The 25,243-nt window shown below is 65.3% G+C and carries 19 protein-coding genes; 14 read left to right on the plus strand and 5 right to left on the minus strand.

Annotated elements, in window-relative coordinates; translation table 11 throughout:
- Positions 1-76: 76 nt before the first annotated feature.
- On the plus strand, positions 77-964 hold the full coding sequence (prpB, locus tag L2Y96_RS05870) for a methylisocitrate lyase (protein WP_247333794.1): 888 nt from the start codon (positions 77-79) through the stop codon (positions 962-964).
- Positions 965-976: 12 nt separating this feature from the next.
- Positions 977-2,131 carry a bifunctional 2-methylcitrate synthase/citrate synthase gene (gene prpC / locus L2Y96_RS05875; protein WP_247333795.1) on the plus strand — a complete coding sequence of 385 codons (1,155 nt, stop codon included), beginning with the start codon at positions 977-979 and terminating at the stop codon, positions 2,129-2,131.
- 1,039 nt (positions 2,132-3,170) lie between these two features.
- Here prpC and L2Y96_RS05880 read toward each other — a convergent pair.
- Complete coding sequence (locus tag L2Y96_RS05880) at positions 3,171-5,189, minus strand: NADPH-dependent 2,4-dienoyl-CoA reductase (RefSeq protein ID WP_247333797.1); 2,019 nt, start codon at positions 5,187-5,189, stop codon at positions 3,171-3,173.
- Positions 5,190-5,512: 323 nt separating this feature from the next.
- On the opposite strand from L2Y96_RS05880, the gene L2Y96_RS22955 reads away from it, so the two are divergent.
- The 6 genes from L2Y96_RS22955 to L2Y96_RS05910 all read left to right on the plus strand — a co-directional run bounded on the left by L2Y96_RS22955 (position 5,513) and on the right by L2Y96_RS05910 (position 10,674).
- Complete coding sequence (locus L2Y96_RS22955; RefSeq protein ID WP_283248867.1) at positions 5,513-6,433, plus strand: hypothetical protein; 921 nt, start codon at positions 5,513-5,515, stop codon at positions 6,431-6,433.
- A gap of 84 nt (positions 6,434-6,517) precedes the next feature.
- Positions 6,518-6,877: a hypothetical protein gene (locus L2Y96_RS05890; RefSeq protein ID WP_247333799.1), complete on the plus strand. Its 360-nt coding sequence runs from the start codon at positions 6,518-6,520 to the stop codon at positions 6,875-6,877.
- Positions 6,877-7,560, plus strand: coding sequence for a C39 family peptidase (locus tag L2Y96_RS05895; RefSeq protein WP_247333800.1), 684 nt, complete (start codon positions 6,877-6,879; stop codon positions 7,558-7,560). The genes L2Y96_RS05890 and L2Y96_RS05895 overlap by 1 nt, the downstream gene beginning before the upstream one ends.
- Positions 7,557-8,165: a hypothetical protein gene (locus tag L2Y96_RS05900; protein WP_247333810.1), complete on the plus strand. Its 609-nt coding sequence runs from the start codon at positions 7,557-7,559 to the stop codon at positions 8,163-8,165. Before L2Y96_RS05895 ends, L2Y96_RS05900 begins: the two co-directional genes overlap by 4 nt.
- Positions 8,166-8,189: 24 nt before the next feature.
- Positions 8,190-9,566, plus strand: a complete 1,377-nt coding sequence (locus L2Y96_RS05905; protein WP_247333812.1) for a coiled-coil domain-containing protein — start codon at positions 8,190-8,192, stop codon at positions 9,564-9,566.
- A gap of 253 nt (positions 9,567-9,819) precedes the next feature.
- Positions 9,820-10,674, plus strand: a complete 855-nt coding sequence (locus L2Y96_RS05910; RefSeq protein WP_247333813.1) for an outer membrane protein — start codon at positions 9,820-9,822, stop codon at positions 10,672-10,674.
- 90 nt (positions 10,675-10,764) lie between these two features.
- On the opposite strand, the gene L2Y96_RS05915 is transcribed toward L2Y96_RS05910, so the two are convergent.
- Positions 10,765-11,439 (minus strand): TerC family protein, encoded by a 675-nt coding sequence (locus tag L2Y96_RS05915; RefSeq protein ID WP_247333815.1) that lies wholly within the window; start codon positions 11,437-11,439, stop codon positions 10,765-10,767.
- Between the two features lie 288 nt (positions 11,440-11,727).
- Between L2Y96_RS05915 and L2Y96_RS05920 the strand changes: the two genes are divergently transcribed.
- Positions 11,728-13,179, plus strand: a complete 1,452-nt coding sequence (locus tag L2Y96_RS05920; protein ID WP_247333825.1) for a bifunctional 2-methylcitrate dehydratase/aconitate hydratase — start codon at positions 11,728-11,730, stop codon at positions 13,177-13,179.
- 197 nt (positions 13,180-13,376) lie between these two features.
- Entirely contained in the window at positions 13,377-14,474 is a 1,098-nt protein-coding gene (locus tag L2Y96_RS05925) for an OmpA family protein (protein WP_247333827.1), read from the plus strand.
- A 1,048-nt stretch (positions 14,475-15,522) separates the two neighbouring features.
- On the opposite strand, the gene L2Y96_RS05930 is transcribed toward L2Y96_RS05925, so the two are convergent.
- Positions 15,523-17,952: a TonB-dependent receptor plug domain-containing protein gene (locus tag L2Y96_RS05930; protein ID WP_247333828.1), complete on the minus strand. Its 2,430-nt coding sequence runs from the start codon at positions 17,950-17,952 to the stop codon at positions 15,523-15,525.
- Between the two features lie 300 nt (positions 17,953-18,252).
- Between L2Y96_RS05930 and L2Y96_RS05935 the strand changes: the two genes are divergently transcribed.
- From L2Y96_RS05935 to L2Y96_RS05950, 4 genes are all read left to right on the plus strand, one after another.
- Positions 18,253-18,714: a DUF3574 domain-containing protein gene (locus L2Y96_RS05935; protein WP_247333830.1), complete on the plus strand. Its 462-nt coding sequence runs from the start codon at positions 18,253-18,255 to the stop codon at positions 18,712-18,714.
- The gene (locus L2Y96_RS05940; RefSeq protein ID WP_247333841.1) at positions 18,714-20,312 is read left to right on the plus strand and encodes a hypothetical protein; all 1,599 of its coding nucleotides are present in this window, start codon (positions 18,714-18,716) and stop codon (positions 20,310-20,312) included. The genes L2Y96_RS05935 and L2Y96_RS05940 overlap by 1 nt, the downstream gene beginning before the upstream one ends.
- Positions 20,313-20,409: 97 nt before the next feature.
- The gene (gene gloA / locus L2Y96_RS05945; protein ID WP_247333843.1) at positions 20,410-20,937 is read left to right on the plus strand and encodes a lactoylglutathione lyase; all 528 of its coding nucleotides are present in this window, start codon (positions 20,410-20,412) and stop codon (positions 20,935-20,937) included.
- 25 nt (positions 20,938-20,962) lie between these two features.
- Positions 20,963-21,613, plus strand: coding sequence for a rhomboid family intramembrane serine protease (locus L2Y96_RS05950; RefSeq protein WP_247333845.1), 651 nt, complete (start codon positions 20,963-20,965; stop codon positions 21,611-21,613).
- Between the two features lie 9 nt (positions 21,614-21,622).
- Here L2Y96_RS05950 and rapA read toward each other — a convergent pair whose 3' ends face one another.
- Entirely contained in the window at positions 21,623-24,454 is a 2,832-nt protein-coding gene (gene rapA, locus L2Y96_RS05955; RefSeq protein WP_247333847.1) for an RNA polymerase-associated protein RapA, read from the minus strand.
- Between the two features lie 101 nt (positions 24,455-24,555).
- Positions 24,556-25,233 (minus strand): Fe2+-dependent dioxygenase, encoded by a 678-nt coding sequence (locus L2Y96_RS05960; RefSeq protein WP_247333854.1) that lies wholly within the window; start codon positions 25,231-25,233, stop codon positions 24,556-24,558.
- Between the last annotated feature and the right edge of the window lie 10 nt (positions 25,234-25,243).

Genomic DNA, 25,243 nt, shown 5'->3' on the forward strand with positions numbered 1-25,243 from the left:
CGGCCGGCCACCGCACCGCAACAATCCTTTATCAAAGGGCCGCGCTAAAATGCCGGTCTTTACGCGGAGACTTTCCATGCCCTTGCCCCCCTCGGCCGGTAGCCGCTTCCGGGCCGCCCTCGCGGCCGAAACGCCCCTGCAGGTCATCGGCGCCATCAACGCCAACCACGCCCTGCTGGCCAAGCGCGCTGGTTTCCGCGCCATCTACCTGTCGGGCGGCGGCGTGGCCGCGGGCTCCCTGGGCCTGCCCGACCTGGGCATCAACACCCTGGACGACGTGCTCACTGACGTCCGCCGCATCACCGATGTCTGCGACCTGCCGCTCATGGTCGATATCGACACCGGCTTCGGCCCCAGCGCGTTCAACATCGCGCGTACGGTGAAGAGCCTGATCAAGTTCGGTGCCGCTGCCTGCCACATCGAAGACCAGGTCGGCGCCAAGCGCTGCGGCCATCGTCCGGGCAAGGAAATCGTCACCGCCAGCGAAATGGTCGATCGCGTCAAGGCCGCCGCCGATGCGAAGACCGATCCGGACTTCTTCCTGATCGCCCGCACCGACGCTATCGCCGTCGACGGCGTCGACGCCGCCATCGAGCGCGCCATCGCCTGCGCCGAGGCCGGCGCCGATGCGATCTTCGCCGAGGCCGCCTACGACCTGCCCACCTACAAGCGCTTCACCGATGCGCTGAACGTGCCGGTGCTCGCCAACATCACCGAGTTCGGCCAGACCCCGCTGTTCAGCACGGAAGAACTCGGCAGCGTCGGCGTGGGCATCGTCCTGTATCCGCTTTCCGCGTTCCGCGCCATGAACAAGGCCGCCGAGAACGTCTACACCGCCATCCGCCGCGACGGTCACCAGCGCAACGTCATCGATACGATGCAGACGCGCGAAGAGCTGTACGACCGCATCGGCTACCACGAATACGAGCGTCGTCTCGACGCATTGTTCTCGCAGAAGGGTTAAGGAGAGTCACGCATGAGCGACACCGCAACCACCACGGGTCCGAAGCCGAAGAAGTCCGTTGCCCTGTCGGGCGTCACGGCAGGCAATACCGCGCTTTGCACGGTTGGCCGCAGCGGCAACGATCTGCACTATCGCGGCTACGACATCCACGACCTGGCCGCGAAGGGCTCGTTCGAGGAGGTCGCCTACCTGCTCGTCCACGGCGTGCTGCCGAACTGGATGGAACTGAACGCCTACCGCGCCAAGCTCAAGCGTCTGCGCGGCCTGCCGGCCCCGGTGAAGAGCGCGCTGGAACTGTTGCCCGCCGCCACGCATCCGATGGACGTGATGCGCACCGGTGCTTCCGTGCTTGGCACCGTGCTGCCGGAGAAGGATGACCACAACGTCACCGGCGCACGTGATATTGCCGACCGCCTGATGGCCAGCTTTGGCTCGATGCTGCTGTACTGGTACCACTTCAGCCACAACGGCAAGCGCGTCGAAACCGAGACGGACGACGATTCGATCGCCGGCCATTTCCTGCACGTGCTGCACGGCAAGAAGCCGAGCGAACTGCACGCGCATTCGCTGGATCGCTCGCTGGTGCTCTACGCGGAGCACGAGTTCAACGCCAGCACGTTCACCGCGCGCGTCATCGCGGGTACCGGCTCGGATATGTATTCGTGCATCACCGGCGCCATCGGCGCGCTGCGTGGCCCGAAGCATGGCGGCGCGAACGAAGTGGCGATGGAAATCATCGCGCGCTACCGCGATGCGGCTGAGGCGGAGGCGGATATCCGCGCCCGCGTCGAGCGCAAGGAGATCATCATCGGTTTCGGCCACCCGGTGTACACGGTGTCGGATCCGCGCAACGAGATCATCAAGGAGATCGCGCGCAAGCTTTGCACGGATGGCGGTAACCCGCGTCTGTTTGAGGTGTCGGAGAAGATCGAGAAGCTGATGTGGGAACAGAAGAAGATGTTCCCGAATCTCGATTGGTATTCGGCGTCGGCGTATCACATGATGGGCGTGCCGACGGCGATGTTTACGCCGCTGTTTGTGATTGCGCGTACGTCGGGCTGGAGTGCGCATGTGATCGAGCAGCGTCAGGATGGCAAGATCATCCGCCCGAGCGCGAACTACACGGGCCCGGAAGACCAGACCTACGTGCCGATCGAGAAGCGCTGATCGGGGTTGTTGGCGTCTGAAAAAAGCCCGGCACTAGCCGGGCTTTTTTTATGCCTGCGTTTCGATAAGGCTCGCCTTCGGCTTCGCGTTGGGCGGGCTCGGCCGTTGGCCATCGCGGTAGCGCTCAGACGTCTCTGGAAAGAGCCCTTGGCGCCCACCCTCGCTGCTCAGACAAGTCTCCAACGTTCGACAGGGAGGCCCCTCCGGGGCCATGTACTTATTGCCCTACGGGCGCGAACCGGCGTGCGGACGGGGGTTTGAAACTCGCCATCCATGGCTCGGTTTCAAACGAGCGGCCATCCATGGCCGCTCCCGCCTGTGGCGGCTGTTCCCGTCCGCCCGCCTCGTCTCCGACAACTCGCCTCGAGGGTGGGCGCCAAGGCCTCTCGGACACACTGAGGATTCATGATGGGAAAGCCACCGCCGACAACACGGCTGATCGGGCGGCGTCCCGCACCTGACAAACGACCGAAACACCCGGCCGTAGGAGCCCACCCTGTGGGCGACATCTTTCGCCTCAACGCTCAGGCCCTGTCGCACGGCACGATCGATCAAGGGCCAGACGCCGCAAGATCCGCGGTCTGCCGCGAACGGCGTCGCCCACAGGGTGGGCTCCTACGGGAACGTCGCGGGCACGTCGGTGGGTTTGTACCTCGAGCGACAAGGCCAGCCGCCACGTCCGTGGTGCCGGCTCTCCCATCACACGCCCTCGGTGTCTCAGAGAGCCCTCGGCGCCCACCCTCGAGGCGAGTTTCGCAGGCGAGGGCGACGGGCGGGAACAGCCGCCGAAGGCGGGAGCGGCCATGGATGGCCGCTCGTTTGAAACCGAGCCAGGATGGCGAGTTTCAAACCCCCGCCCGGCGACCGGTTCGCGGCCGTAGGCCAATCAAATACATGGCCCCGGAGGGGCATCCCTTTCGAACGACGAGGACCTGTCTGAGCAGCGAGGGTGGGCGCCGAGGGCTCTCCTGCGACCACGTCCGAGCGCTAAAGCGATGGCGAAAGCCGAGCCCCGCGAAGCCGAAGGCGAGCCCGCTCGTCAGAGCGCCGCAGCGAGCCGCGTAGCCTTGTCGATAGCGCGCTTTGCGTCGAGCTCTGCCGCCACATCAGCGCCGCCGATCAGGCGTACGTCGACACCGCGTGCCACCAGGCCCTCGTGCAGCAAGCGGTTGGGTTCCTGGCCCGCGCAGACGATCACGTTATCGACGGGCAGCACGTGTGCCTTGCCATCCATCGTGACGTGCAGGCCCTCGTCGTCAATGCGCTCGTACGACACACCGCCGAACATCTGCACCTTCTTGTTCTTCAAAGTCGCGCGATGCACCCAGCCCGATGTCTTGTTCAGGCGGCCACCCGGGCGACCCTCCGATCGTTGCAGCAGCCACACCTGGCGTTCCGGTGCCTCCGGCGTGGCCTTCATCAGGCCGCCCGGCGTTGCCATCGTCATATCCACGCCCCATTCCTTCGACCAGCGCGCGACATCCGTGGTCGGGGAGGGCGCGGCTTCGGTGAGGAACTCGGCGACATCGAAGCCGATGCCGCCAGCGCCGATGATTGCCACCTTCGCGCCCACCGGCTTGTTCCCCTGCAGCACGTCGAGATACGACAACACCTTTGAATGCGAGGCGCCTTCGATGGCGAGGCCGCGCGGTGTCACGCCTGTCGCGAGCAGCACGGTGTCGAAGCCGCCCGCGGCGAGCGATTCCACCGAGGCCTCGGTGCCGAGCCGCTGTTCCACACCCGTGGCATCGAGGCGGTGCCCGAAGTAACGCAGCGTCTCGTGGAATTCTTCCTTGCCCGGGATCCGCTTGGCCATGTTGAACTGGCCGCCGATTTCGGTGGCGCGATCGAACAGGGTTACCGCGTGGCCGCGCTCGGCGAGCGTAGTGGCGGCAGCGAGGCCGGCGGGGCCAGCGCCGACGACGGCGACGCGCTTCTTCGCCGTGGTGGGCAGGATCTTTAGTTCGGTCTCGTGGCACGCCCGCGGATTGACCAGGCACGAAGCGAGCTTGTTGCCGAACACGTGGTCGAGGCAGGCCTGGTTGCAGGCGATGCACGTGTTGATCGTCGCCGCCTGGTTGGCCTTTGCCTTGTTCACCCACTGGGGATCGGCGAGCAAGGGGCGGGCCATCGAGACCATGTCGGCATCACCTTCGGCGAGGATCCGCTCGGCGACGTCCGGCATGTTGATGCGGTTGGTGGTGACGAGCGGGATACCGACGTTGCCCTTCATCCGCTTCGTGACCCAGGCGAACGCGCCACGCGGGACGCTGGTCACGATGGTGGGGACGCGGGCTTCGTGCCAGCCGATGCCCGTGTTGATGAGCGTGGCGCCAGCGGCTTCGATTTTCTGCCCGAGGGTGACGATGTCATCCCAGGGCTGGGCGTTGTCGACCAGGTCGAGCATCGACAGGCGGTAGATGATGATGAAGTCCTTGCCCACGGCTTCGCGCATGCGCCGCACGATCTCGACGGGGAAGCGCATGCGGTTTTCCGCGTTGCCGCCCCACTTGTCGGTGCGCGCGTTGGTGCGCGTGGTAAGGAACTGGTTGATCAGGTAGCCCTCGGAACCCATCACCTCGACGCCGTCGTAGCCGGCATCGCGGGCGAGCTTCGCGCTACGGACGAAGGCATTGATCGTCCGTTCCACGCCACCAGCGCTCAGCGCCCGCGGAGTGAACGGGGTGATCGGTGACTTGATGGCCGAAGGGGCCACGGAGAGCGGGTGGTAGCCATAGCGGCCGGCGTGGAGGATCTGCATGCAGATCTTGCCGCCCTCGGCGTGCACCGCCCGGGTGACCTTGCGGTGCCGGGCCACGTGCCAGGGCATCGACATCGTGCCGGACATGGGCTTGAGCCAGCCGCGCAGGTTGGGCGCGATGCCGCCGGTGACGATAAGGCCGGCGCCCCCCGCGGCGCGTTCGGCGAAGTAGGCCGCGAGCTTGTCGTAGTCCTTGGCCTTGTCCTCCAGCCCGGTGTGCATGGAGCCCATGAGCACACGGTTGCGCAGGGTGGTGAAGCCCAGGTCGAGCGGGGCGAGGAGGTGCGGGTAGGACACGGGCGGCGGCTCCGGTTCAAACGATCGTTCGAATGATCCGCTGAGATGGCCTGCGGGGCAAGGGCGGCCGCAGCAAAGGCTGCCGCGACAGTGACATTTTCGGGTCGCCGCACCCGCGTTACGGGCTGTATCAGGCCCGTTACACGGGCATCGATCCATTCAGTTTGCGAAAACCGCGCAAAGCGCGCTGCGGCGCGGTCTCGCCGCAGGAAAGACGCAAGGCACGCAATTTGCTCCCTCCTGTGACCCGGCGCGTTGGCAGGACGCACGGATATACCGAAAAAACAGGGGTTCACGTCGCTCGCTCATCAGGAGATTCTCCCATGCGTAAGACCCTTATCGCCACGGCGATCTGCCTCGCTATCGGATTCGCACTGCCGGCCATGGCCGACGACACCCAGACCGGGGGCGCAGGCCCCTCGGCCCAGCGTCATTCGCGAGCCTATGCCGATAGCTTCAATGACAGCTCGACCAATACCAGCACCAACACGACCACCAACACCACGGCCAACTCGTTCAACACGAGCAACGCCATTGCCAACACCACGCTTAACGGCACGGTGACCGGCAACACCACGTACAACCTCGGCAACATCGCGTCGAACACCGGTAACGCCAATGGCGGACGCGGCGCAGCGGGCGGCGACGCCTGGGGTGCCAGCGGCCACGGCGGCAGCGGCGGTGACGGTGCCAGCAGTGGCAACGCCCGCGCCCGCGGCGCGGCCGGCGGCAGCGCCGACGGCGGCAGTGCCAGTGCCAACGGCGGCAGCTGGGCATGGACGGGCGGTACCAGTGGTGACGGCGGCAACGGCAGCGGTGCTGGCGGACGTGCCAATGGCCGCGGCCCGGGTGCCGACACCACGACGGGCGGATCGCCGACCAATACGGGCGGTGCGTCGGCCAGCACGGGTGGCGCATCCACCGCAGGTGACTCGTCGCCGACGTCGACGGCCGGTAGCGCCACGAGCGGTGCGGGCGGATCGGCCATGGCAGCGAGCGGCGCCGGCGGTTCCGGTGCGGCGGGTGGCGATGGCTCGGGCGGTTCGAACGCGGGTGGCGCCGGTGGTAGCGGCGGTGCTGGCGGTGGGAACAACGTCAACGCCGGTACGTACAGCATGGCAAACGACATGGGTAGCGCGGCGTCCTCCGTCGCTGGTATCGCCAACCTCGCACAGAACTCCGGTGCGAATGGTCTGATCCAGCAGGCTGTGAACGTCCAGGCCAACCTGTCCGTCGGCCCGTAACTGGGCAGTACGTAGCGATGGAACCACGGGGCACCTCCGGGTGCCCCGTGATCCGCAGGGGATCCCCAGCCTCAGGAGCACACCATGTCGATGTTCCGACCCCACTACAGGCACCTCGCCCTCGCCGTGTTGGCCGCGGCGTTTGCCACGGGCGCACAGGCGTCGCCACCGGGCGAGCAGCCACCGGCGTCGTTTGGCACGGCCACACCCGTGGCGCAATTGCAGACGATGACGGGCGGTACGGATACGCACGTGAACAACATCACCAACCAGGAAAGCAACGGCACCGTCGATAACAACTCGAACGTCAGTATCGGCAACGGCGCGAACAACATCAGCGGCAACGCGTTCAACAGTTCGGCCGGCATCAACACGGCGGTGCAGAACTCCGGCAACAACGTCCTCATCCAGAACAACACCATCGTGACGGTAAGGATGCAGTGATGAAGGCGGCCTGCTCCCTTGCCCTACTGCTTTTGCTGGCGAGTCCTTTCGCCATGGCAGGCAAGGCTGAAGTGCAGACCAGCCCGTCGGTGTCTTACCCGCTGAAGCTGACGAGCCTGAAAGAAGCGCGCTTCCGCAACACGATCCGCCAAAAGTACGACTTCAGCTGCGGCTCCGCCGCTGTCGCCACCTTGCTTACCTACCAGTACGCATACCCCATCGACGAGCAGGCCGCGTTCGATGTGATGTATGCGAGCGGCGACCGCAACAAGATTGCCCACGAAGGCTTCTCGCTGCTCGATATCAAGCGGTTCCTCGCCTCCCGCGGCTTCATTGCGGATGGCTTCGACGTACCGCTGGAGAAGCTCGACGAAGAGGGGATCCCCGCGATCGTGCTGATCGACGAGCGCGGCTACCACCACTTCGTGGTGGTTAAGGGTTACAAGAACGATCGCGTCCTCATCGGCGACCCCGCCCGTGGCACGCGGTCCATGTCCAAACGGCGCTTCGACGACATGTGGAAAAACCACATTGTCTTCGTGATCCATAACGAACGCGACCGCGCCATCTTCAACAGTCCGCGCGACTGGGCAGTCGCGCCCGCGGCACCGATTTCCGAGGGCATAGAGCGCAACGGCCTCGGTCCCATCGTGATGCCCAAGCGCGGACCGGGGGATATATGAGCACCCGACGACTCCTGATCGCCACGGCGATCGCGCTAGGCGCATGTGGATCGCTGCATGCGGCCGATTTTCCCGTCAACTACGCGGTGCCGGATGCACGCCTGGATACGATCCGTGGCGGCTTCGACCTGGGCTCGCAGCTGCAGGCATCACTGGGCCTCGAACGCACGGTGATGATCAATGGTGTCGAGGCCATCCGCCAGTCCGTCAATATCCCGGACGTGGCAAAGATCACCGTGGACCAGGCTAACGCCCTGCGCGCGATCATGGGGACGACCTTTGTCACGAACGGTGTAGCTGGCGTAACGAGCAGCGCGATCAGCACGGGGTCGCAATCGCTATCGACGGCTGCGGCGCAAGCGTCGGTACCCACGACGGCGATCGCTTCCACGACCCAGGCGATCAGCGTACCGACCAACCTGGCTGGCATGACCACCCCCGTGGGCGGTTCGTCGCCGAGCCTGGTGGTGCAGAACGCACTGGATAACCAGGCCATCACGGCCACCACCAAGATCGACGCCTCCGTGAATACGTCGCAGATGCTGCAGAACCTGCGCATCGACGAATCGATAAGGGATGCGACGATCCAGTTCCGGGGGAACTAACGCATGTATCGCAATGGCAGGGTGATGCAGGCAAAAACGTGCGTGGGCGCACTGTCGCTCGCGGTCTTACCTATGTGGATCGGCGCGTGCCTCGCGCAGGAATCCGCGACGGTGGATCCCGCACTAAAGGAAAAGATCGAAGCGCAAGGACGAAAGATCGACGCGATGCGTAGCCGCATGGCTGAGCAGCTCGCCGAGCTGGAGCAGATGAAGCGCGAGCTGGCCTCCCAGGAGGTGGCGTACAACGACCTGCGCAAGGCCGTTGGCATGACCGCCCTGGAAGAAGCTCGCGCAACAGGCGCACCGGGTGTGGCCGGCGCGCAGAGTGCTCCTTCACCGCAAGACCAGGTACCGGGCAGCCCGGCGCCTGGCGCGCCCAGCGCCCCGGTATCGCAGCCGGTGGCGGCGACGCAGCCGGTGGGCAAGCGACCGGCAGAGGATGACCGGCCGCCGGAGGTGGCGCCGATCTTCGACCAGCCGGGCGTGCTGACGCCACGCAACAAACTGATCATCGAGCCGTCGTACCAGTACGGCTATTCGTCGAGCGATCGCGTGTCGCTGGTCGGGTATACGGTGATCCCTGCGATCCTGATCGGCCTGGTCGATGTGCGCCAGGTCAAGACCACGACGCAGACGGGTGCGGTGGCCTTCCGTTATGGCCTGACCAATCGTATGGAACTCGAGGTGCGCGTCCCGTACGTGGATACGCATACCGACACGATCAGTCGCGAGATATTCACCGGCACGGCCCAGGACAACCTGTTTACCAACAGCGGCAAGGGCATCGGCGACGTTGAAGCGACCTTGCGTTATCAGATCAACGATGGTGGCGCGGACAAGCCGTATTACATCGGCTGGTTCCGCGCGAAGTCGCGCACGGGTGAAGACCCGTTCGAGGTCACCACCGATTGCGTCACGCGTTGCGTGCAGAACACCACCGGCACCGGCCTTCCACTGAAGGCACCCACCGGCACAGGCTTCTACTCGGCGCAACTCGGCCTGACCTGGCTGTATCCGTCTGACCCGGTCGTGTTCTTCGGCAACTTCAGCTATCTGCACAACTTCGAACGCAAGGATGTCAGCCGCAATGTGCTCGGTTCCGGCAAACAATTCCTCGGTGATATCAAGGCAGGCGACATCGCGGACATCAGCGTCGGCATGGGTTTGTCGCTGAACGAGAAGGCATCGATCAGCATTGGCTACGACCAGGCCTTCGTGGGTCGCACGCAACAAAACGGTCATCCACTGGCGGGTTCAGCCCGATCAACGCTCGGCTCGCTCTTGATCGGCGGCTCGTATCGCTTCAATGAAAAGGAAACGCTGAACATCACACTCGGCGTCGGTGTGACGCGCGACACACCGGACACCACCGTCACTGTGCGTGTTCCGATCACGCTCTAGGCAGAGTATCGCCGACAGGGTCGCTCCCACCAGGGGAGAGCTTTAAAAGGGCCGGGATCCTCGTATCCCGGCCCTTTTGACTGGCGGGTGCGACCCTGTCGGCGATGCTCTGTTCACATGCTCCCACCACTGCGCGCATGAACGGCATGCGAACGCGCAGAGGTTCCCGTGCACGCGATGCACACATAACGGATCGTTAAGCTTTCAAACGGGGGTTTCAACCACATCGAAAAACTTGGCAGGAATTTCGTACATGCGCATTCGTCAAAAACGTTTCGGCAAGGTCGCCTCGGGACTTGCCCTTGCATCGCTCGCCTTCTTCGGTGCTGCCGCGCATGCGCAGGACAGCGAGAAGAAATCCCAATCACCCGCGCTCGACAACGTCAGCCTGTGGGTTGGCGGTTACTACACCAGCAACGACACCACGCTCGGTGGCCAGACGCGAATCCTGAACAGCAATGGTGATGTCAATCTCGAGAAAGATCTGGACTTCAAGAAGCACAAGGCGGTGCCGCGCGTGCGCCTCGACTTCCTGATCGGCGAACACCAGGGCTTCACCTTCGATTGGTACGAAGTGGATCGCTCGCATTCGAAGACGTTCAACGAGTCCGTTAACGTGCTCGGCCAACCGATTACGGCCTCGGCCTTCGCGAAGGGCGACCTGAAGTTCAGCTTCGGCAGCGCGGCGTACAAGTGGTGGTTCGGTACGGGCAACGACGTGTTCGGCGTCGGCCTGGGTGCCGCGTACTACAAGGTGAAGGGCAGCATCGATGCGTCGGTGACGGCGCTGGGCCAGACCCAGTCGCAGAGCTCGTCCACCGATCTCGATGCCTGGGCGCCCAACCTGCAGCTTGGCTGGCGCCATGCGTTTAACGACCAGTGGCGCATGTACATCAATGCGTCGGGCGTGAAGAAGAATGGTGGCCAGCTCAATGGCCACATCTTCGACACAGCGATTGGTCTTGAATGGTTCCCGTGGCAGAACGTCGGCTTCGGTGCCGAATACGCCTACACCCGGATCAAGCTCCACCAGGACAAGAGCCGTTACGATCTCGACCTGGACATGAAGCTCAACGGACCGGCCGCCTACGTGCGCTTCCGGTTCTGACCAGCCGGTTGGTGGCGGGCTCCGGCCCGCCACCCTTGCCGGGGGGAATCCAAGGCCGCCTCAAGGCGGCCTTTTTTATGCCCAGGGGCGTTAAGTCGTCGCGGGGCGCTTGCGCTGGCCGAACCAGCCCAGGGCCACCACACCGGCCACCAGCACGGCATCGAGCGTCCACGGCGCCCACGGGCGCGCCTCGAACCACGGGGCAAGCAGGTGGTCGTGGGCGATCATGCGGGCGGCCGTCCAGGCGATCGCTGCCGCGCCAACGTAGACCACGATGGGGAAGCGCTCGATCAGCTTCAGGATGAGCGTAGAGCCCCAGACGACCAGCGGGACGCTGATGGCGAGGCCCAGCACCACGAGGCCCATGTGGCCCTTGGCGGCGCCGGCGATGGCCAGCACGTTGTCCAGGCCCATGAGGGCATCAGCCACGATGATCGTGCGGATCGCGGCCCAGAAGCCCTTCGCCGGGGCGATATCCGGATCGTGGTCCTCGTGCTGGAGGAGCTTCCAGGCGATGGGCAGGAGCAGCAGGCCGCCGGCCAGCATCAGGCCCGGGAGCTTTAGCAGCCAGATCACGGCGAAAGTGAGCAGGATCCGCAGCGCGACGGCACCGAACGTGCCCCAGAACACGGCCTTCTTCTGCAGCTCGCGGGGGAGGTTGCGGGCGGCGAGGGCGATGACGATGGCGTTGTCACCCGCCAGGACCAGGTCCAGCAGGATGATGGCGGCGAGGCCGGAGAAAAATTCAGGAGTGAGGAAATCCATGGGGCTGCCTTCGCGCGCTTCGTGGACCAATGCGGCGGCGACGGGTACGCGCGCCCGTCTCCACCGCAAAAGTCTCGTTCCCGGCGCGAAGCCGCCGCGACGACCGGGGCGCTGTGGCGCCCGTACTGACGATCGTTGCGCACGGGGCAGGGTGCCCCGCGGAACTACTCCCCTTTGGGTTGTAGTGCGCCCATTCTGCGGGTTCGGTTGCGGCGCGGCAAGACACCCCCGGGGGGTCACCGGCTAAAATGTGCGGCTTTCCCACCCACACCCTCGCGAGTGAAGCCCATGAGCGCACACGACATCCGTTCCGCCACGCGTCCCGACCCGGATCAGCCGATGGTGGACATCGCCAACTACGTCGCCGATTACACGATCGAGTCGAAGGAGGCTTACGACACCGCGCGTTACATGCTGCTCGACTCGCTGGCCTGCTCGGCGCTGGCCATGAAGTTCCCGGACTGCGTGAAGCACCTCGGCCCCATCGTCCCGGGCCTGACCATGGAAGACGGCGTCCGCGTGCCGTTCACCTCGCACGTCCTCGACCCGGTCCAGGCCGCGTTCGCCATCGGCACCCAGGTCCGTTACCTCGACTTCAACGACACCTGGCTGGCCGCCGAGTGGGGCCACCCGTCCGATAACCTCGGCGCCATCCTGTCGGTGGCCGACTACCTGTCGCGTAAGGCAGTGAAGGAGGGCGGCAAGCCCCTCACCGTCCGCGACGTGCTCGGCTACGCCATCAAGGCCCACGAGATCCAGGGTTGCTACGCGCTGAAGAACAGCTACAACCGCGTCGGCCAGGATCACGTAATCCTCGTCCGCCTGGCGTCCACGGCCGTCACCACGGCCATGCTGGGCGGCGGTAAGGAGCAGATCACCACGGCTGTCTCGCACAGCTGGATCGACAACGGCGCCCTGCGCACCTACCGCCACGCCCCGAACACGGGCCCGCGCAAGAGCTGGGCCGCGGGCGACGCCTGCCGCCGCGCCGTCACCCATGCCATCAACGCCGTGTACCGCAACGTGGTGGGCTACCCGTCGGCCCTGTCGGCCAAGACCTGGGGCTATTACGACGTGGCCTTCAAGGGCAACGCGTTCGAGTTCGAGCGTCCGTTCGGCAGCTACGTGATGGAGAACGTCCTCTTCAAGATCAGCTTCCCGGCCGAATTCCACGCCCAGACGGCCGTGGAGTGCGCCATGAAGCTGCACGCCGAGGTCGGCCACCGCCTCGACGAGGTCGAGCGCGTCGAGATCCAGACCCAGGAAGCCGGCGTCCGCATCATCGACAAGACCGGCCCCCTGGCCAACTACGCGGACCGCGACCACTGCATCCAGTACATGGTGGCTGTCCCGCTGATCTTCGGCCGTCTCACCGCCGACGATTACAACGACAACATCGCCGCCGATCCGCGTATCGACGCCCTGCGCGACAAAATGACCGTGGTGGAGAATCCGCAGTTTACGAAGGATTATTTCGACCCCGAAAAGCGTTACATCGGTAATTCGGTGCAGGTTTTCTTCAAGGACGGCACCAGCACGCAAAAAATCTCGATCGATTTCCCGATTGGCCACCGTAATCGCCGGGCCGAAGGCATTCCGGTTTTGCTCAAGAAATTCGAATCCGCACTGCGCGCCGAGATGTCCGCGGACCGCGTTGAGAAGGTCCTGAACATCACTTCCGTGCCGGAAAAGCTTGATGCCATGCCCATTCACGAGTTCATGACGCTCTTCACGGCTTGATAATGGCCGTGACTCAAGTATGAACGGCTGGCGGCAGGCTTCGCTCAAATGTTGGATTTTTGCTAAACTGCCGCCGCCCGTTGAAGGGGTAACAAAGCGAGGGACAGCCTAAGTCCCCGGATTCGACAAGAGTTTTGACGCGCGATTTCCGTCTGGGGTGGAGCGCGGACGCGAATACCAATAATGAGGAGACACCGATGAAACGTAAGGGCTTGTTTTTGCTGATCGGCTTGGCCCTGGGCGGCGTGGGTGCCGTCCATGCGCAGGAATCCGCTGACACCGCGGGTAACGGCTATGACGGCCGCTGGTACATCGCCCCGACGGTTGGCGGTTACTACAACGACACCGACCGCAACACCAACAGCCGCCAGGTTTACTACGGCCTCGGCGTCGGTAAGTTCATCTCGAGCAACGCTTCGATCGACATCTTTGCCGATCGCACCAAGCGCGATAACGATGGCACCGGCCACTGGGCGAACAACAGCTACGGCGTCGCCGCTCGCTTCTACGCTGGTGCGTGGGACAGCTGGCGTCCGTACCTGCTCGCTGGCGTGATGGGTTCGTACCACCACAACCCGTCCGACAACGGCTGGTCCCCGGCTGCTGAGCTCGGCGTCGGCGTGTCGAAGACCATCACCGACAGCTCGGATTTCCGCGTTGAGGCTGGCTACCGCTACGATTGGGACGACAAGACCAACGACGGCGAGAACGGCTACGGCGACTGGTTCCTCGGCTTCTCGATCGTCTCGCGCTTCGGCGAGCCGCCGGCAGCTCCGGCTCCGGCCGCTGCTCCGCCCCCGGCCGCTCCGGATTGCTCCACCCTCGACAGCGATGGCGACGGTGTGAACGATTGCGACGACAAGTGCCCGGCCACCCCGGCTGGCACCATCGTTGGTCCGGATGGTTGCCCGCAGAAGGTCGTCATCGACCTGCGCGGCGTCAACTTCAAGTTCGACCGTCCGAAGAAGGGCGAGACGAACATCGGCCCGACCCTGCAGGAGCCGACCAGCGAGTCGCTGGGCGTCCTTGACCAGGCTGTCGACACCCTGCAGCGTTACCCGCAGGTCAAGGTCACCGTTGCTGGTTACACGGATAGCGTCGGTAAGGATGCGTACAACCAGTCGCTGTCCGAGCGTCGCGCCAAGATCGTGTTCGATTACCTGACCTCGCACGGCATCACTGCCGATCGCCTGGAAGGCCCGATCGGCCACGGCGAGAGCAACCCGATCGACACGAACGACACGGCCGAAGGCCGCGCTCGCAACCGTCGTACGGAACTGCAGGTTCAGCAGTAATCCGTTCCTGATCGGTAGCAACACAAAAGAGCCCGGCGAAAGCCGGGCTCTTTTTTTGTGCCTGCCTGATACGGCTCGCCTTCGGCGTCGCGTTGGGCTGGCTCGGCCTTTGGCCATCGCTTTAGCGCTCGGACGTGGTCGCAGGAGAGCCCTCGGCGCCCACCCTCGCTGCTCAGACAGGTCCTCGTCGTTCGAAAAGGAGTGCCGCTGACGCGGCAAATGTACTTATTGCCCTACGGGCGCGAACCGGTCGCCGGGCGGGGGTTTGAAACTCGCCATCCTGGCTCGGTTTCAAACGAGCGGCCCTCCATGGCCGCTCCCGCCTTCGGCGGCTGTTCCCGCCCGTCGCCCTCGCCTGCGAAACTCGCCTCGAGGGTGGGCGCCGAGGGCTCTCCGAGGCACTGAGGTTTCGTGAGAGGAAAGCCGGCAACGGGGCCGTCGCGGCATGCCTTCTCGCCAGAGGTACAAACCCACCCCCTGTAGGAGCCCACCCTGTGGGCGACGCCGTTCGCGACAGATTCCGGATCTTGCGGCGCTTGGCCCCTGATCGGTCGTGCCGTGCGACAGGGCCTGAGCGTTGAGGCGAAAGATGTCGCCCACAGGGTGGGCTCCTACGGCCGGGTGTTTCGGTTGTTTGTCAGGTGTGGGGCGCCGCGAGGTCGGCCGTGTTGCTGGCGGTGGCTTTCCCATCATGAAACCTCAGTGTGTCCGAGAGGCCTTGGCGCCCACCCTCGAGGCGAGTTTCGGAGACGAGGCGGGCGGACGGGAACAGCCGCCGCAGGCGGGGCCGGCCATGGATGGCCGGTCGTTTGAAACCGAGCCAGGGATGGCGAGTTTCAAACCCCCGTCCGCACGCCGGTTCGCGCCCGTAGGGCAATAAGTACATGGCCCCGGAGGGGCATCCCTGTCGAACGTTGGAGACTTGTCTGAGCAGCGAGGGTGGGCGCCAAGGGCTCTTTCCGGAGACGTCCGAGCGCCAACGCGATGGCCAAAGGCCGAGCCAGCCCAACGCGAAGCCGAAGGCGAGCCCTATCGCCTTGAGCCCCAGTCACCAGGCATAACGAAGCCGTCCATACCAGTACGCGCCATTCGTACCGATCGGCGAGATCACGTCGTACGGGAAATTGCCCGCATAGGCGATGTCAGGAATCGAGCGCTTCGGGTACTGGTCCGTGATGTTCTGGCCGCCGAGAGCCAGCGACAGGCCATCGGTCGCATGCCACTCCGCCTCCGCATCCAGCTGCCAGCGCGCACCATACGTCTGCTTCGGCACAAAGCCATCGCCAAAATCGAACACACGCGTCGTCGCACCCTGGCGCGTCAGCCGGCCAAGCAACGACCAGCGCGGATGATCCCAGCGCGCCGTAAACGAACCACGCTGCCGCGGCGCCGCGTCGGTCAACGTATTGCGCTCCTCCACGCCGAACAGCACCGCATCGGCGCCAAGTTCCGCCAGCGCGGCGGGCGTGTCGCGCACTTTCCGGATCGACGTGCGGTTGTAGCTATACGTCGCCGTCAGCGTCAGGTTGCCGCCGTAGACAGGCTGCCGGTAGTTCGTGACCAGCTCGGCACCACGCGTGCGCGTATCGACCGCATTGGTGAAGAACGACACGCTCTGCACACCCTGGGCACCGAAGCGCGCGGCGATGTAGTCCTCGAGGCCATCGGGGGCGATAGTCTCCGACAGCGTGACGCGGTGGTCGACATCGATGCGATAGATATCCAGCGAAGCATCGAAGCGGTCACCCGCGCGTGCGGTAATGCCGAGACTGATGTTTCGCGATTTCTCAGCCTTGAGATCGGTGGCACCAAGGCCACGTGCGATCGGGTTATTCACGGAAAGCACGCGTCCCTGCACGAGTTCGCCGTTCGCGCCGTAGCCCGTGGTGGTGGATTCAAAGCCGACCTGGCTGAGCGAAGGCGCGCGCAGGTTGTTCGATACGGCGCCACGCAGCGCGATGGCATCGTTGAACGCGTAGCGGCCGCTGAGCTTGCCGGTCCATGCGCTACCGAAATCGTTGTAGTGCTCATAACGCGCGGCGGCATCGGCGAAGAAGCGATCCGTCACGTCGCCGGAAAAGTCGATGTACGTGGCAGCGACGTTGCGGTGGAGATCCGCCGTGTCCTGCGGGGTCAGGCCACCACCCGCCTGCGCACCGGTGGGTGCGCCGATGATGGGGCCTACTGCGTAGGACGCCGGGTCGCCGGCGAAGGTCTGGAAGCCTTCGCGGCGGAACTCGGCGCCGGTGGCCAGGGTGAAGAGCTGGCTACCCAGCCCGACGGTGCGGGTGAGGTCGAGGTTTGCCGTGCCCTGGCTGTTCTCGTACTTGCCCACGTCGAAATGCGTGGGGCTGGCGTCGCCCAGCGAGACGTTTACCGAATCGCGCAGGTCGTAGTCGAAGGTGTTGCGACCCCAGGTGAGGCTGCCGTCGATATCCCATTCGCCCGCACGGCCACGCACGCCAGCGGTCACGTTGACGTCGCGGTTGTAGCCCAGCGACTCGGGGCGGTAACCGTCGGGGTAGATCGACGGTACGTTGGCGTCGCTATCGGGGTAGCGGAAGTAGTTGTCGCCGACCGTGCGCCGCCGCGTATACGTGCCGAAGGCATACCCGCGCACGCCGTCGCTGAAAGGCAGTTCGGCGTTGAACCAGCCACTGTAGTTCTCGTTGCGCGGATCGCCTGCCGCGTAGTTGCGTTTGCCCTGGAGGGCCAGGTTGGCGGGGGAGGGGTTCTCCCACGAAGGAATCTGGTCGGGGCCGGCGCGGTTCGTGGCGTCGCGGTTGTTGCCTTCGATGCCGCCGCGCAGGAAGCCATCGCTGCCGAGTTTGGTGCCAGCCTTCGCGCTGACGTAGCTGCTCTGTCCGTCCGTGATATCCCGGTCGCCCGGGCGGAAATGCGTGTGGTAGGCCCCGTACGTAGCGTCCACTTCGCCACCCGAGGGAGAGTCGTCGAGGATGATGTTCACCACGCCGGCAATGGCGTCCGAGCCGTACTGGGCACCCGCGCCGTCGCGCAGCACTTCGATGCGCTTGATGGCGCTGATGGGGATAGCGTTGAAATCCACCGGTGTCGTACCGCGGCCGATCTTGGTATCGGTATTGACCAGGGCGGAGGTGTGGAAGCGCTTGCCGTTCACGAGGACGAGCACCTGGTCCGGGCTCATGCCGCGTAGCTGGGCCGCGCGCACGTGGTCGGAGCCGCCCGAATTGGATTGCCGCGGGAAGTTGAACGAGGGCAGGAGCGTCGCCAGCGCCTGGCCGAGCTCGCCATTCACGGCGCCGGCAGCGCGGAGGTCTTCCGGGGTGAGGACATCGATCGGCACCGGCGAGTCCAGCACGGTGCGGTCGCGGGCGTGCGTGCCGGTGACGACCACCTGGTCGAGTGTCGTGGCGGCAGGCTTGTCGGCCTGCTGGGCCTGCGCGGCGGTGGTGGTTACAACGGCGGCGATAGCAAAGGCAAGGCGGGAGCGGCGCATCGGGGGTCCTGGTATGGGGCGTGCGCCGTCGTTCCCGCTGTCGTGGCGGGTGGCGCGTCAAAGCAGGGTGGGAACCGCTGGGTTCCGGTGGTCAGGCCATGCTGGCCAGGCAACATCGCCCGCAAGCCGCGTGGCGGCCCGGCATGGCTTGCTGGCTGGTCGAGGTGCGTGTCATGGTGCCCTGGGGTCCGCAGGATCGTGCGGAATGTGCGACATTTGTTGCATCGCAGTGTAGGCTGTGTCAATAGCTCGGACGTCTGGCCGTATGGACGTCCATAACCCATTCGTTCCGGATAACGCATGAAAACCATTGCAGGCCTCGTATTTGCCGCATCGCTCCTGCTCGCGGGTTGCGTGACGCCGCAGGGCCATGGCGCCCCGTCGACCGCCGCGTCTTCGACGCTCGCTGGCGATGCCGCCCATCCGTCGAGCACTGCGGGCTGGGTGCGTACGGAGCTCTACTTCGGTCTCGGACTGGAAGGTACGAACAGCGGCGTCGATGAAGCCGGCTGGCGTGCGTTCCTGGATCGCGAAGTGACCTCGCGCTTCCCGGATGGCCTCTCCGTCGTCGACGTGTACGGCCAGTGGCAGGGCAAGGGCCAGGCCCAGCCGGAGCGCCTGCGTTCGAAGCTCCTGTTGCTCATGTACCCGGATACACCCGCACACCGGGCCGACGTCGAGGCGATCCGCGCCGCGTGGAAGGCGAAGACGGGCGATCAGTCGGTCCTGCGCGTCACCCAGCCGGCCGAGGTGTCGTTCTGATGGCTACGCCTTCCGTGACCGCGCGCCGCCGGGCCTTCGGCGGTGGTGACCTCAACGGCGTGCTTGGCCTCGTCGTCGACAACCTCTCGATCCTCGCCTTCCTTGCCACGGCGCTCGTCGGCATCTTCGGCATGCCGTCGGATATCGTGTACCGGCGCATGTTCCCGGGCACGGCGCTGGGCGTATTGCTGGGCAACCTCGCCTACACCTGGATGGCGCGGCGCCTGGCCGCCCGGACGGGCAGGGCTGACGTGACCGCCATGCCGCTCGGCCTGGATGCCCCCACCAGCATCGCCATGGCCCTGCTGGTGCTCGGCCCGGCCTTCGTGGGTTACAAGGCCTCCGGACTGGATCCCGTCGCGGCGGGCGAAGCCACCTGGCGGCTCGGCATGGCCTCGCTGGTGGTCATGGGCGTGTTGAAGTTCATCCTCTCGTTCTTCGGTGCGTGGGTGCAACGCTCGGTACCGCGCGCTGGCCTGCTGGGCTCCATCGCCGGCATCGCGCTTGTGCTGATGGGTTTCCTGCCGCTGGTCGAGATCATGCGCGTGCCGGTCGTGGGCTTCGCCGGGCTGGGCATCGTGTTGTACGCCCTGGTGGCGAAGCGGCGGCTCCCGTTCGGCACGCCGGGCGTCCTGGCGGCGGGTGTCGTCGCCGTGGCGCTGTATTACGGCCTGGGGCCGCTTGGGCTACTCGGCACGGGTTACCACGCCCCTGCGGCATGGGAATGGCGCCTGGGCTTCCCCTGGCCGTCGCTGGGCTTCCTCGCGGGCTTGCCGGCGACCGTGCCCTACCTGCCGCTGATCCTGCCGTTCGGCCTGCTCATGGTGGTCGGTGGCATCAACGTGACCGAGAGTGCCCGCGCGGCAGGCGACGACTACTCGACCCGCGACATCTTGCTGGTGGAGGCGCTGGCTACGCTGGTCGCAGGTATTTGCGGTGGTGTCGCGCAGACCACGCCCTACATCGGCCAGCCGGCGTACAAGGCGATGGGCGCGCGCACCGGCTACACGCTGGTCACCGGCCTGATCATCGGGCTGGGTGGCGTGTTCGGCTACCTCTCGAACCTGGTGGAGCTGTTGCCGGTCGCGGTGCTGGCGCCGATCCTGGTGTTCGTTGCCATCGGCATCACCGTGCAGGCATTCGAAGCGGTACCACTGCGCTACGCCGCCGCCGTGGTTTTCAGCTTCTTCCCGGCTATCGCACGCATGTTGGCGATCAAGCTCGGTGATCCGTCGGTCGTCGATCCCGCGCACTTCGCCACGCTGTTCGGCGATGGCAGCCACGGCATTTCCGATATGGCGGTGATCGTCATCCTCGGTAACGGCTTCATCATCACCTCGATGGTCTGGGCCAGCTTTGTCGTCGCCATGATCGATGGCCATGTGCGTAAGGCGGCGGGCATCGTCGCGCTTGGCGGTGTGCTCACGGCATTCGGCGTGATTCATTCGGTGCAGCCGATCGGTGCGGTGTATCTGCCCTGGCTGCTCGATCCCGCGTCGCGTGCGCTGGTGTGGCAATTTGTCGGGGCCTATGGCGCGCTCGCCATCGTGCTGTGCCTGCTGGGTATTCGTGAGAGCGGCGCCCGCGCGGCCACGTAGGCATCGGCCTTCTTTGTGTAGGGGTGGCCGTTCACGCTTGAATTACGGGGGTGGCGCGGTCACCCTTGGGGCTTGTTTCCCCAAGAGGCCTATCCCCATGCCACTTTCTGATCTGACGTCCCTGCCGGGCGTTACCGCGTCGCCGGATATCGCCACCCGGCGCTATGTGTTCAACCACACCATGATCCGCGTGCGCGATCTCGATGTGTCGCTCGATTTCTATACGCGCGTGCTCGGCTTCACGCCGGTCTACAAAAACGTGTTCGAAGACGCGGCGTTCACCATCGTGTACCTCGTCCTGGTGGGCGATACCTCGGTCATTCCCGATGAAGACGACGCCCGCAAGCGTTGGGTGCTGAGCCAGCCGGGCGTGCTCGAACTCACCCACAACCACGGGACCGAGAAAGAAGCGAAGACCCCGTACCACAACGGCAACACGGAGCCGCGCGGCTTCGGCCACCTGTGCGTCAGCGTGCCGGACGTGAAGGCCGCCTGTGCCCGCTTCGAGGCGCAGGGTGTCACCTTCCAGAAGCGTCTTGCCGATGGCCGCATGAGCCACATTGCATTCATCCGTGACCCGGACGAATACTGGATCGAGATCCTGCAGCCCACGCCGCTAGACTGATCCTGTTCTTCCACCCGGAGCCCCCATGTCCCCGCGACTCCCGCCAGTCACGCGTAACCTGCTGATCGCCAATCTCGTCCTGTATGTCGCGCAGGTACTGCTCAACGACGACAACACCATGGCGATCACGCGCTGGCTGGGGCTGTGGCCGATCGGCCACGATATCGCGGTGAACATGGGCGGTGGCGATGTGGCCGGGCTGGGTTTCCGGCCCTGGCAGCTCGTGTCTTATGCGTTCCTGCACGGCAGCATCATGCACATCCTGCTGAACATGTACCCGCTGTACATGTTCGGTGGATTGCTTGAGCGCGTGATGGGGGCGCGGCGTTTCACGATCTACTACTTCGTGTGCCTGCTCGCGGCCGGTGTCGCACAACTGGGTGTGCTGTACTTCTTCCAGCCCGACCAGATGTACCCCACGGTCGGCGCGTCGGGTGCGATCTTCGGTCTGCTTGCGGCTTTCGCGGTGTTGTTCCCGCGCGAGAAGCTCATGCTGATTCCGATCCCGGTGGGGATCCCTGCGTGGCTGTTCGTCACGCTGTACGGTGCCGCCGAACTGATCTTCGGCGTCACCGGTACCTTGAACGGCATTGCGCATTTCGCGCATCTGGGCGGCCTTGTCGCTGGCCTGGCGTTGCTCTGGGCGTGGGGCGTTCGGCCACCACGCCAGAGCTGACGGGCTGCCTCAGCGCAGCGCGAGGAAGTCCGGGCTAACCACGAAACGCACCGCATCAAGGCGCAGGCGTGCTTCAGGCAGGGCATCGAGCAGCGCGCTGCGTTCCGCCGCCACGGCCTGGATCTCGGCTTCGGTGATCGACGGATTCACCTGGCGCAACGCCAGCAGACGGCTGAACTCGGCATCGAGTTCGGCCTTCGCCACTTCCGAGGCTTCGATCTTCAGCACTTCCGCGCGGCCCTCGGCGAGGTCCTTCGCGTGCTCGAGCATCGGCGGCACCAGCTTCGACAGGAACTTGCGGTAGCGTGCCACGTCGATATTGCGATCGGCCGCGCGGCGCAGGGCCACGTCGCTGGGGCGGAAGTTCGGGCGCTCGGTGAGCTTGGTATCCACGCAGATCATCAGTGGCGTCGTCGGCAGGAAACGGCCGGCATCGAGCTGGCGATCGGCGACCACTTCCAGCACGTACACCGACTGCAGCAACGCGGTGCGGACGGGCAGGTTGTCGTCGACGAGGAAGGCGGCATTACCCGTCTCGCCCGAGACCAGCAGATCCACGGCGGCAAGCACCATCGGGTGGTCCAGGCGCAGGAGCGGCAGGTCTTCGCGGGCCAGCGCCGTATCGCGCGAGAAGGTCACCGACAGCGGACCCTCGGCGAAGCCGGGCAGGCCATCCGTCGAGAGGTACTGCGGATCGAGCAGGGTGATGTCCTTCGCCAGCTCTTCGGCATGCACGCCGTACATCTCGAACAGGCGCTGGATGAAGGCATCGCGCGAGGGATCGTTATCGTCGCGGGCGAAGCTGCTGGCGAGGGCGTCTGCGTGCGGATCGCGGCTGGCAGCGAGTTCGAGCAGGTGGTCGCGGCCGGCGTGGATCAGGGCCGAGAGCTCTTCGTGTGCGCCGCGGGTTTCCGCGATGAGCGCATCCAGTTCCTGGTCACGGTTGTCGTCTTCGCGCGCGTGCTCATCGGCAAGCGTCGAGAGCAGGCTACCGAAGCGGCGCAGCAGCTCGCGACCATCGGCCGGGCTGGTGCGGAACGCGTCGAGGCCTTCGTCGTACCAGCGCGCGAGGATGTGCTGGGCGCTTTCCGACACCACGGGAACGTGGATGACGATGTCGTGCTTCTGGCCGATGCGGTCCAGACGGCCGATACGCTGTTCGAGCAGGTCGGGATCCAGCGGCAGGTCCCACATCACCAGACGGTGGGCGAACTGGAAGTTGCGGCCTTCGGAACCGATCTCGGAACAGATCAGCAGGCGCGCGCCATCCGGCTGCGCGAAGAACGCGGCATTGCGGTCGCGCTGCACGATGCCAAGGCCTTCGTGGAAGCGCGCCACGCCGACGCCGCTGCGCGTACGCAGGGCGTCTTCGATCGCCATCACCTTGCCCTGGCTACGGCAGAGCAGGAGGAATTTGTCGTTCGGGTGTGCGTCGAGCAGGCCCACCAGTTCGGTGATGCGCGGATCGTCGGCGTAATCGAACTCCAGCGGCGCGGGCGGCTGCTGGATATCGGAGCGGAATTCGGCGAGGAGCGCTTCGCGACGGCCCGGCGCGAGCGTGCCCGGATCGATCTCGAGCACCTCCGGTACACGGTGCGGGAAGCCACCGATGCCGGCGCGGCGGTTGCGGAACATCGCGCGGCCGGTGCCATGGCGGTCGATCAGCGCGGCCAGCAGTGCGGCGCTGCTGTTCGGGCGGTCGAGCAGGGCAGCCATCTCGCGATCGCCGGTGAAGCGTTCGCTGATAAGGGCGCGCTGCGCGGTATCCAGCGGGGTACCGGCGGCGAGGGTGTTGGCCAGTTCAGAGAGCGGGGCCAGGTTGGCCGATTCCGCCAGGTACGCATCAAGGTCGCTGTAACGCTGGGGATCGAGCAGACGCAGGCGGGCAAAGTGGCCCGCGCGGCCGAGCTGTTCCGGCGTGGCGGTGAGCAGGATGACGCCCGGGGTGGCCGTGGCGAGCTCTTCCACCAGACGGTAGCGGGGGCTGGCGCCCTCCGGCGTCCACTCCAGGTGGTGCGCTTCATCGACCACGATCAGGTCCCAGCCGGCCTCGGCCAACTGGGTAGCGCGCTTGGGCGCGCTCTCGAGGAAGGCGAAATCGGCGATGACGAGCTGTTCGTCTTCAAACGGATTGCGGCCGTTATTGCCCTGCTCGATAGCCTCGCAGCGCTCCTCGTCAAAGATGGAGAACGAGAGGTTGAAGCGGCGCAGCAGCTCCACGAACCACTGGTACACCAGGGTTTCAGGCAGCAGGACCAGTACGCGGTTGGCGCGGCCAGCGGCCAGCTGGCGGGCAAGGATCATGCCGGCCTCGATGGTCTTGCCCAGGCCCACTTCATCGGCCAGGAGCACGCGAGGCGGACGGCGCGCGGCGGCGATGCCGGCGACGCGCAGCTGGTGGGGCACCAGGCCGATGCGAGCCGATTCCAGGCCCCACGAGGCGGCACGGCGAGCTTCGGCGCGGCGGCGCAAGCCTTCGGCGCGCAGGTCGAACTTGTCGTTGGTATCGGTGCGGCCGCCAATCAGGCGGTCATCCGCCTGGGACATGGCCTGCTCGTCATCCAGCTGGCCTTCTTCCAGCTCACGGCCTTCGCCGCGGTACACCAGCAAGCCTTCACGGGTTTCCACCCGTTCGACCAGAAAGGCGATGCCTTTGCCGGATACGCGCTGCCCGGCACGGAATTCCGCGCGGACGAGCGGGGCGCTATCGACGGCGTAGGGGCGTAAAACGCCCGCCTTGGCGAACAGAACCTGCACGCCGCGCCCTTCGACGCGGAGAATGGTGCCGAGACCGAGTTCAGGTTCGGCGGTGGAAATCCAGCGTTGACCAGGTTGGAACATGCGTGAGTAGGGGGTACGTCTGCGGGGGGCGCTGATTATCCCGCCCCGGAGGCCCCATGCCTACCTTTTCGTTAAACCTGTGCAAAAACCGGCAGATGGCTTCAAGTTTCGGCCCAGCGCCGCAGCAGGTTGTGGTACACGCCGGTGAGCTGGAGGATCGAGGCCTGGTCGGCGCCATCGGCCGTGAGTTTGCGGATCGCCGTATCCATTTCAAGCAACAGGCGGCGTGCGCTGTCGTCGCGCACCAGGCTTTGCACCCAAAAGAACGAGGCGATGCGTGCGCCACGAGTGACCGGTGTAACCCGGTGCAGGCTGGATGATGGGTAGACCACGGCATCGCCGGCGGCCAGCTTCACTTCGTGCTCGCCATACAGGTCGCTGATGATCAGCTCGCCGCCGTCGTATTCCTCCGGATCGGCCAGGAACAGCGTGCACGAGATATCGCTGCGCACATGCGCCTCGCCATCCACCTGCATGACGGCGCCATCGATGTGGAAACCGTATTCACCACCGCCTTCGTAGCGGTTGAAGCGCGGTGACAGCGTGCGCAGCGGCAACACCGCCGCGTGGTAAAGCGGGTGGCGGTTGAGTGCCGCCACCACGTGGTCGCCGAGCGCTTTGCGCAACGGCGACGATTGCGGAAGCTGGAGGTTCCGCTTGACCCTGGCACCTTGCGGGCCGACGGTTTCCCTGCCGTCGGTCCACTCGGCGCCGTCCATCTGCTTTCGCATCCCTGCGACCTCATCCGAGGTAAGCACGTCGGGAATGTGCAGGAGCATGATGGCTAAC

This window comes from Luteibacter aegosomaticola, from assembly GCF_023078475.1.
GTDB classification, from domain to species: Bacteria; Pseudomonadota; Gammaproteobacteria; order Xanthomonadales; family Rhodanobacteraceae; genus Luteibacter; species Luteibacter aegosomaticola.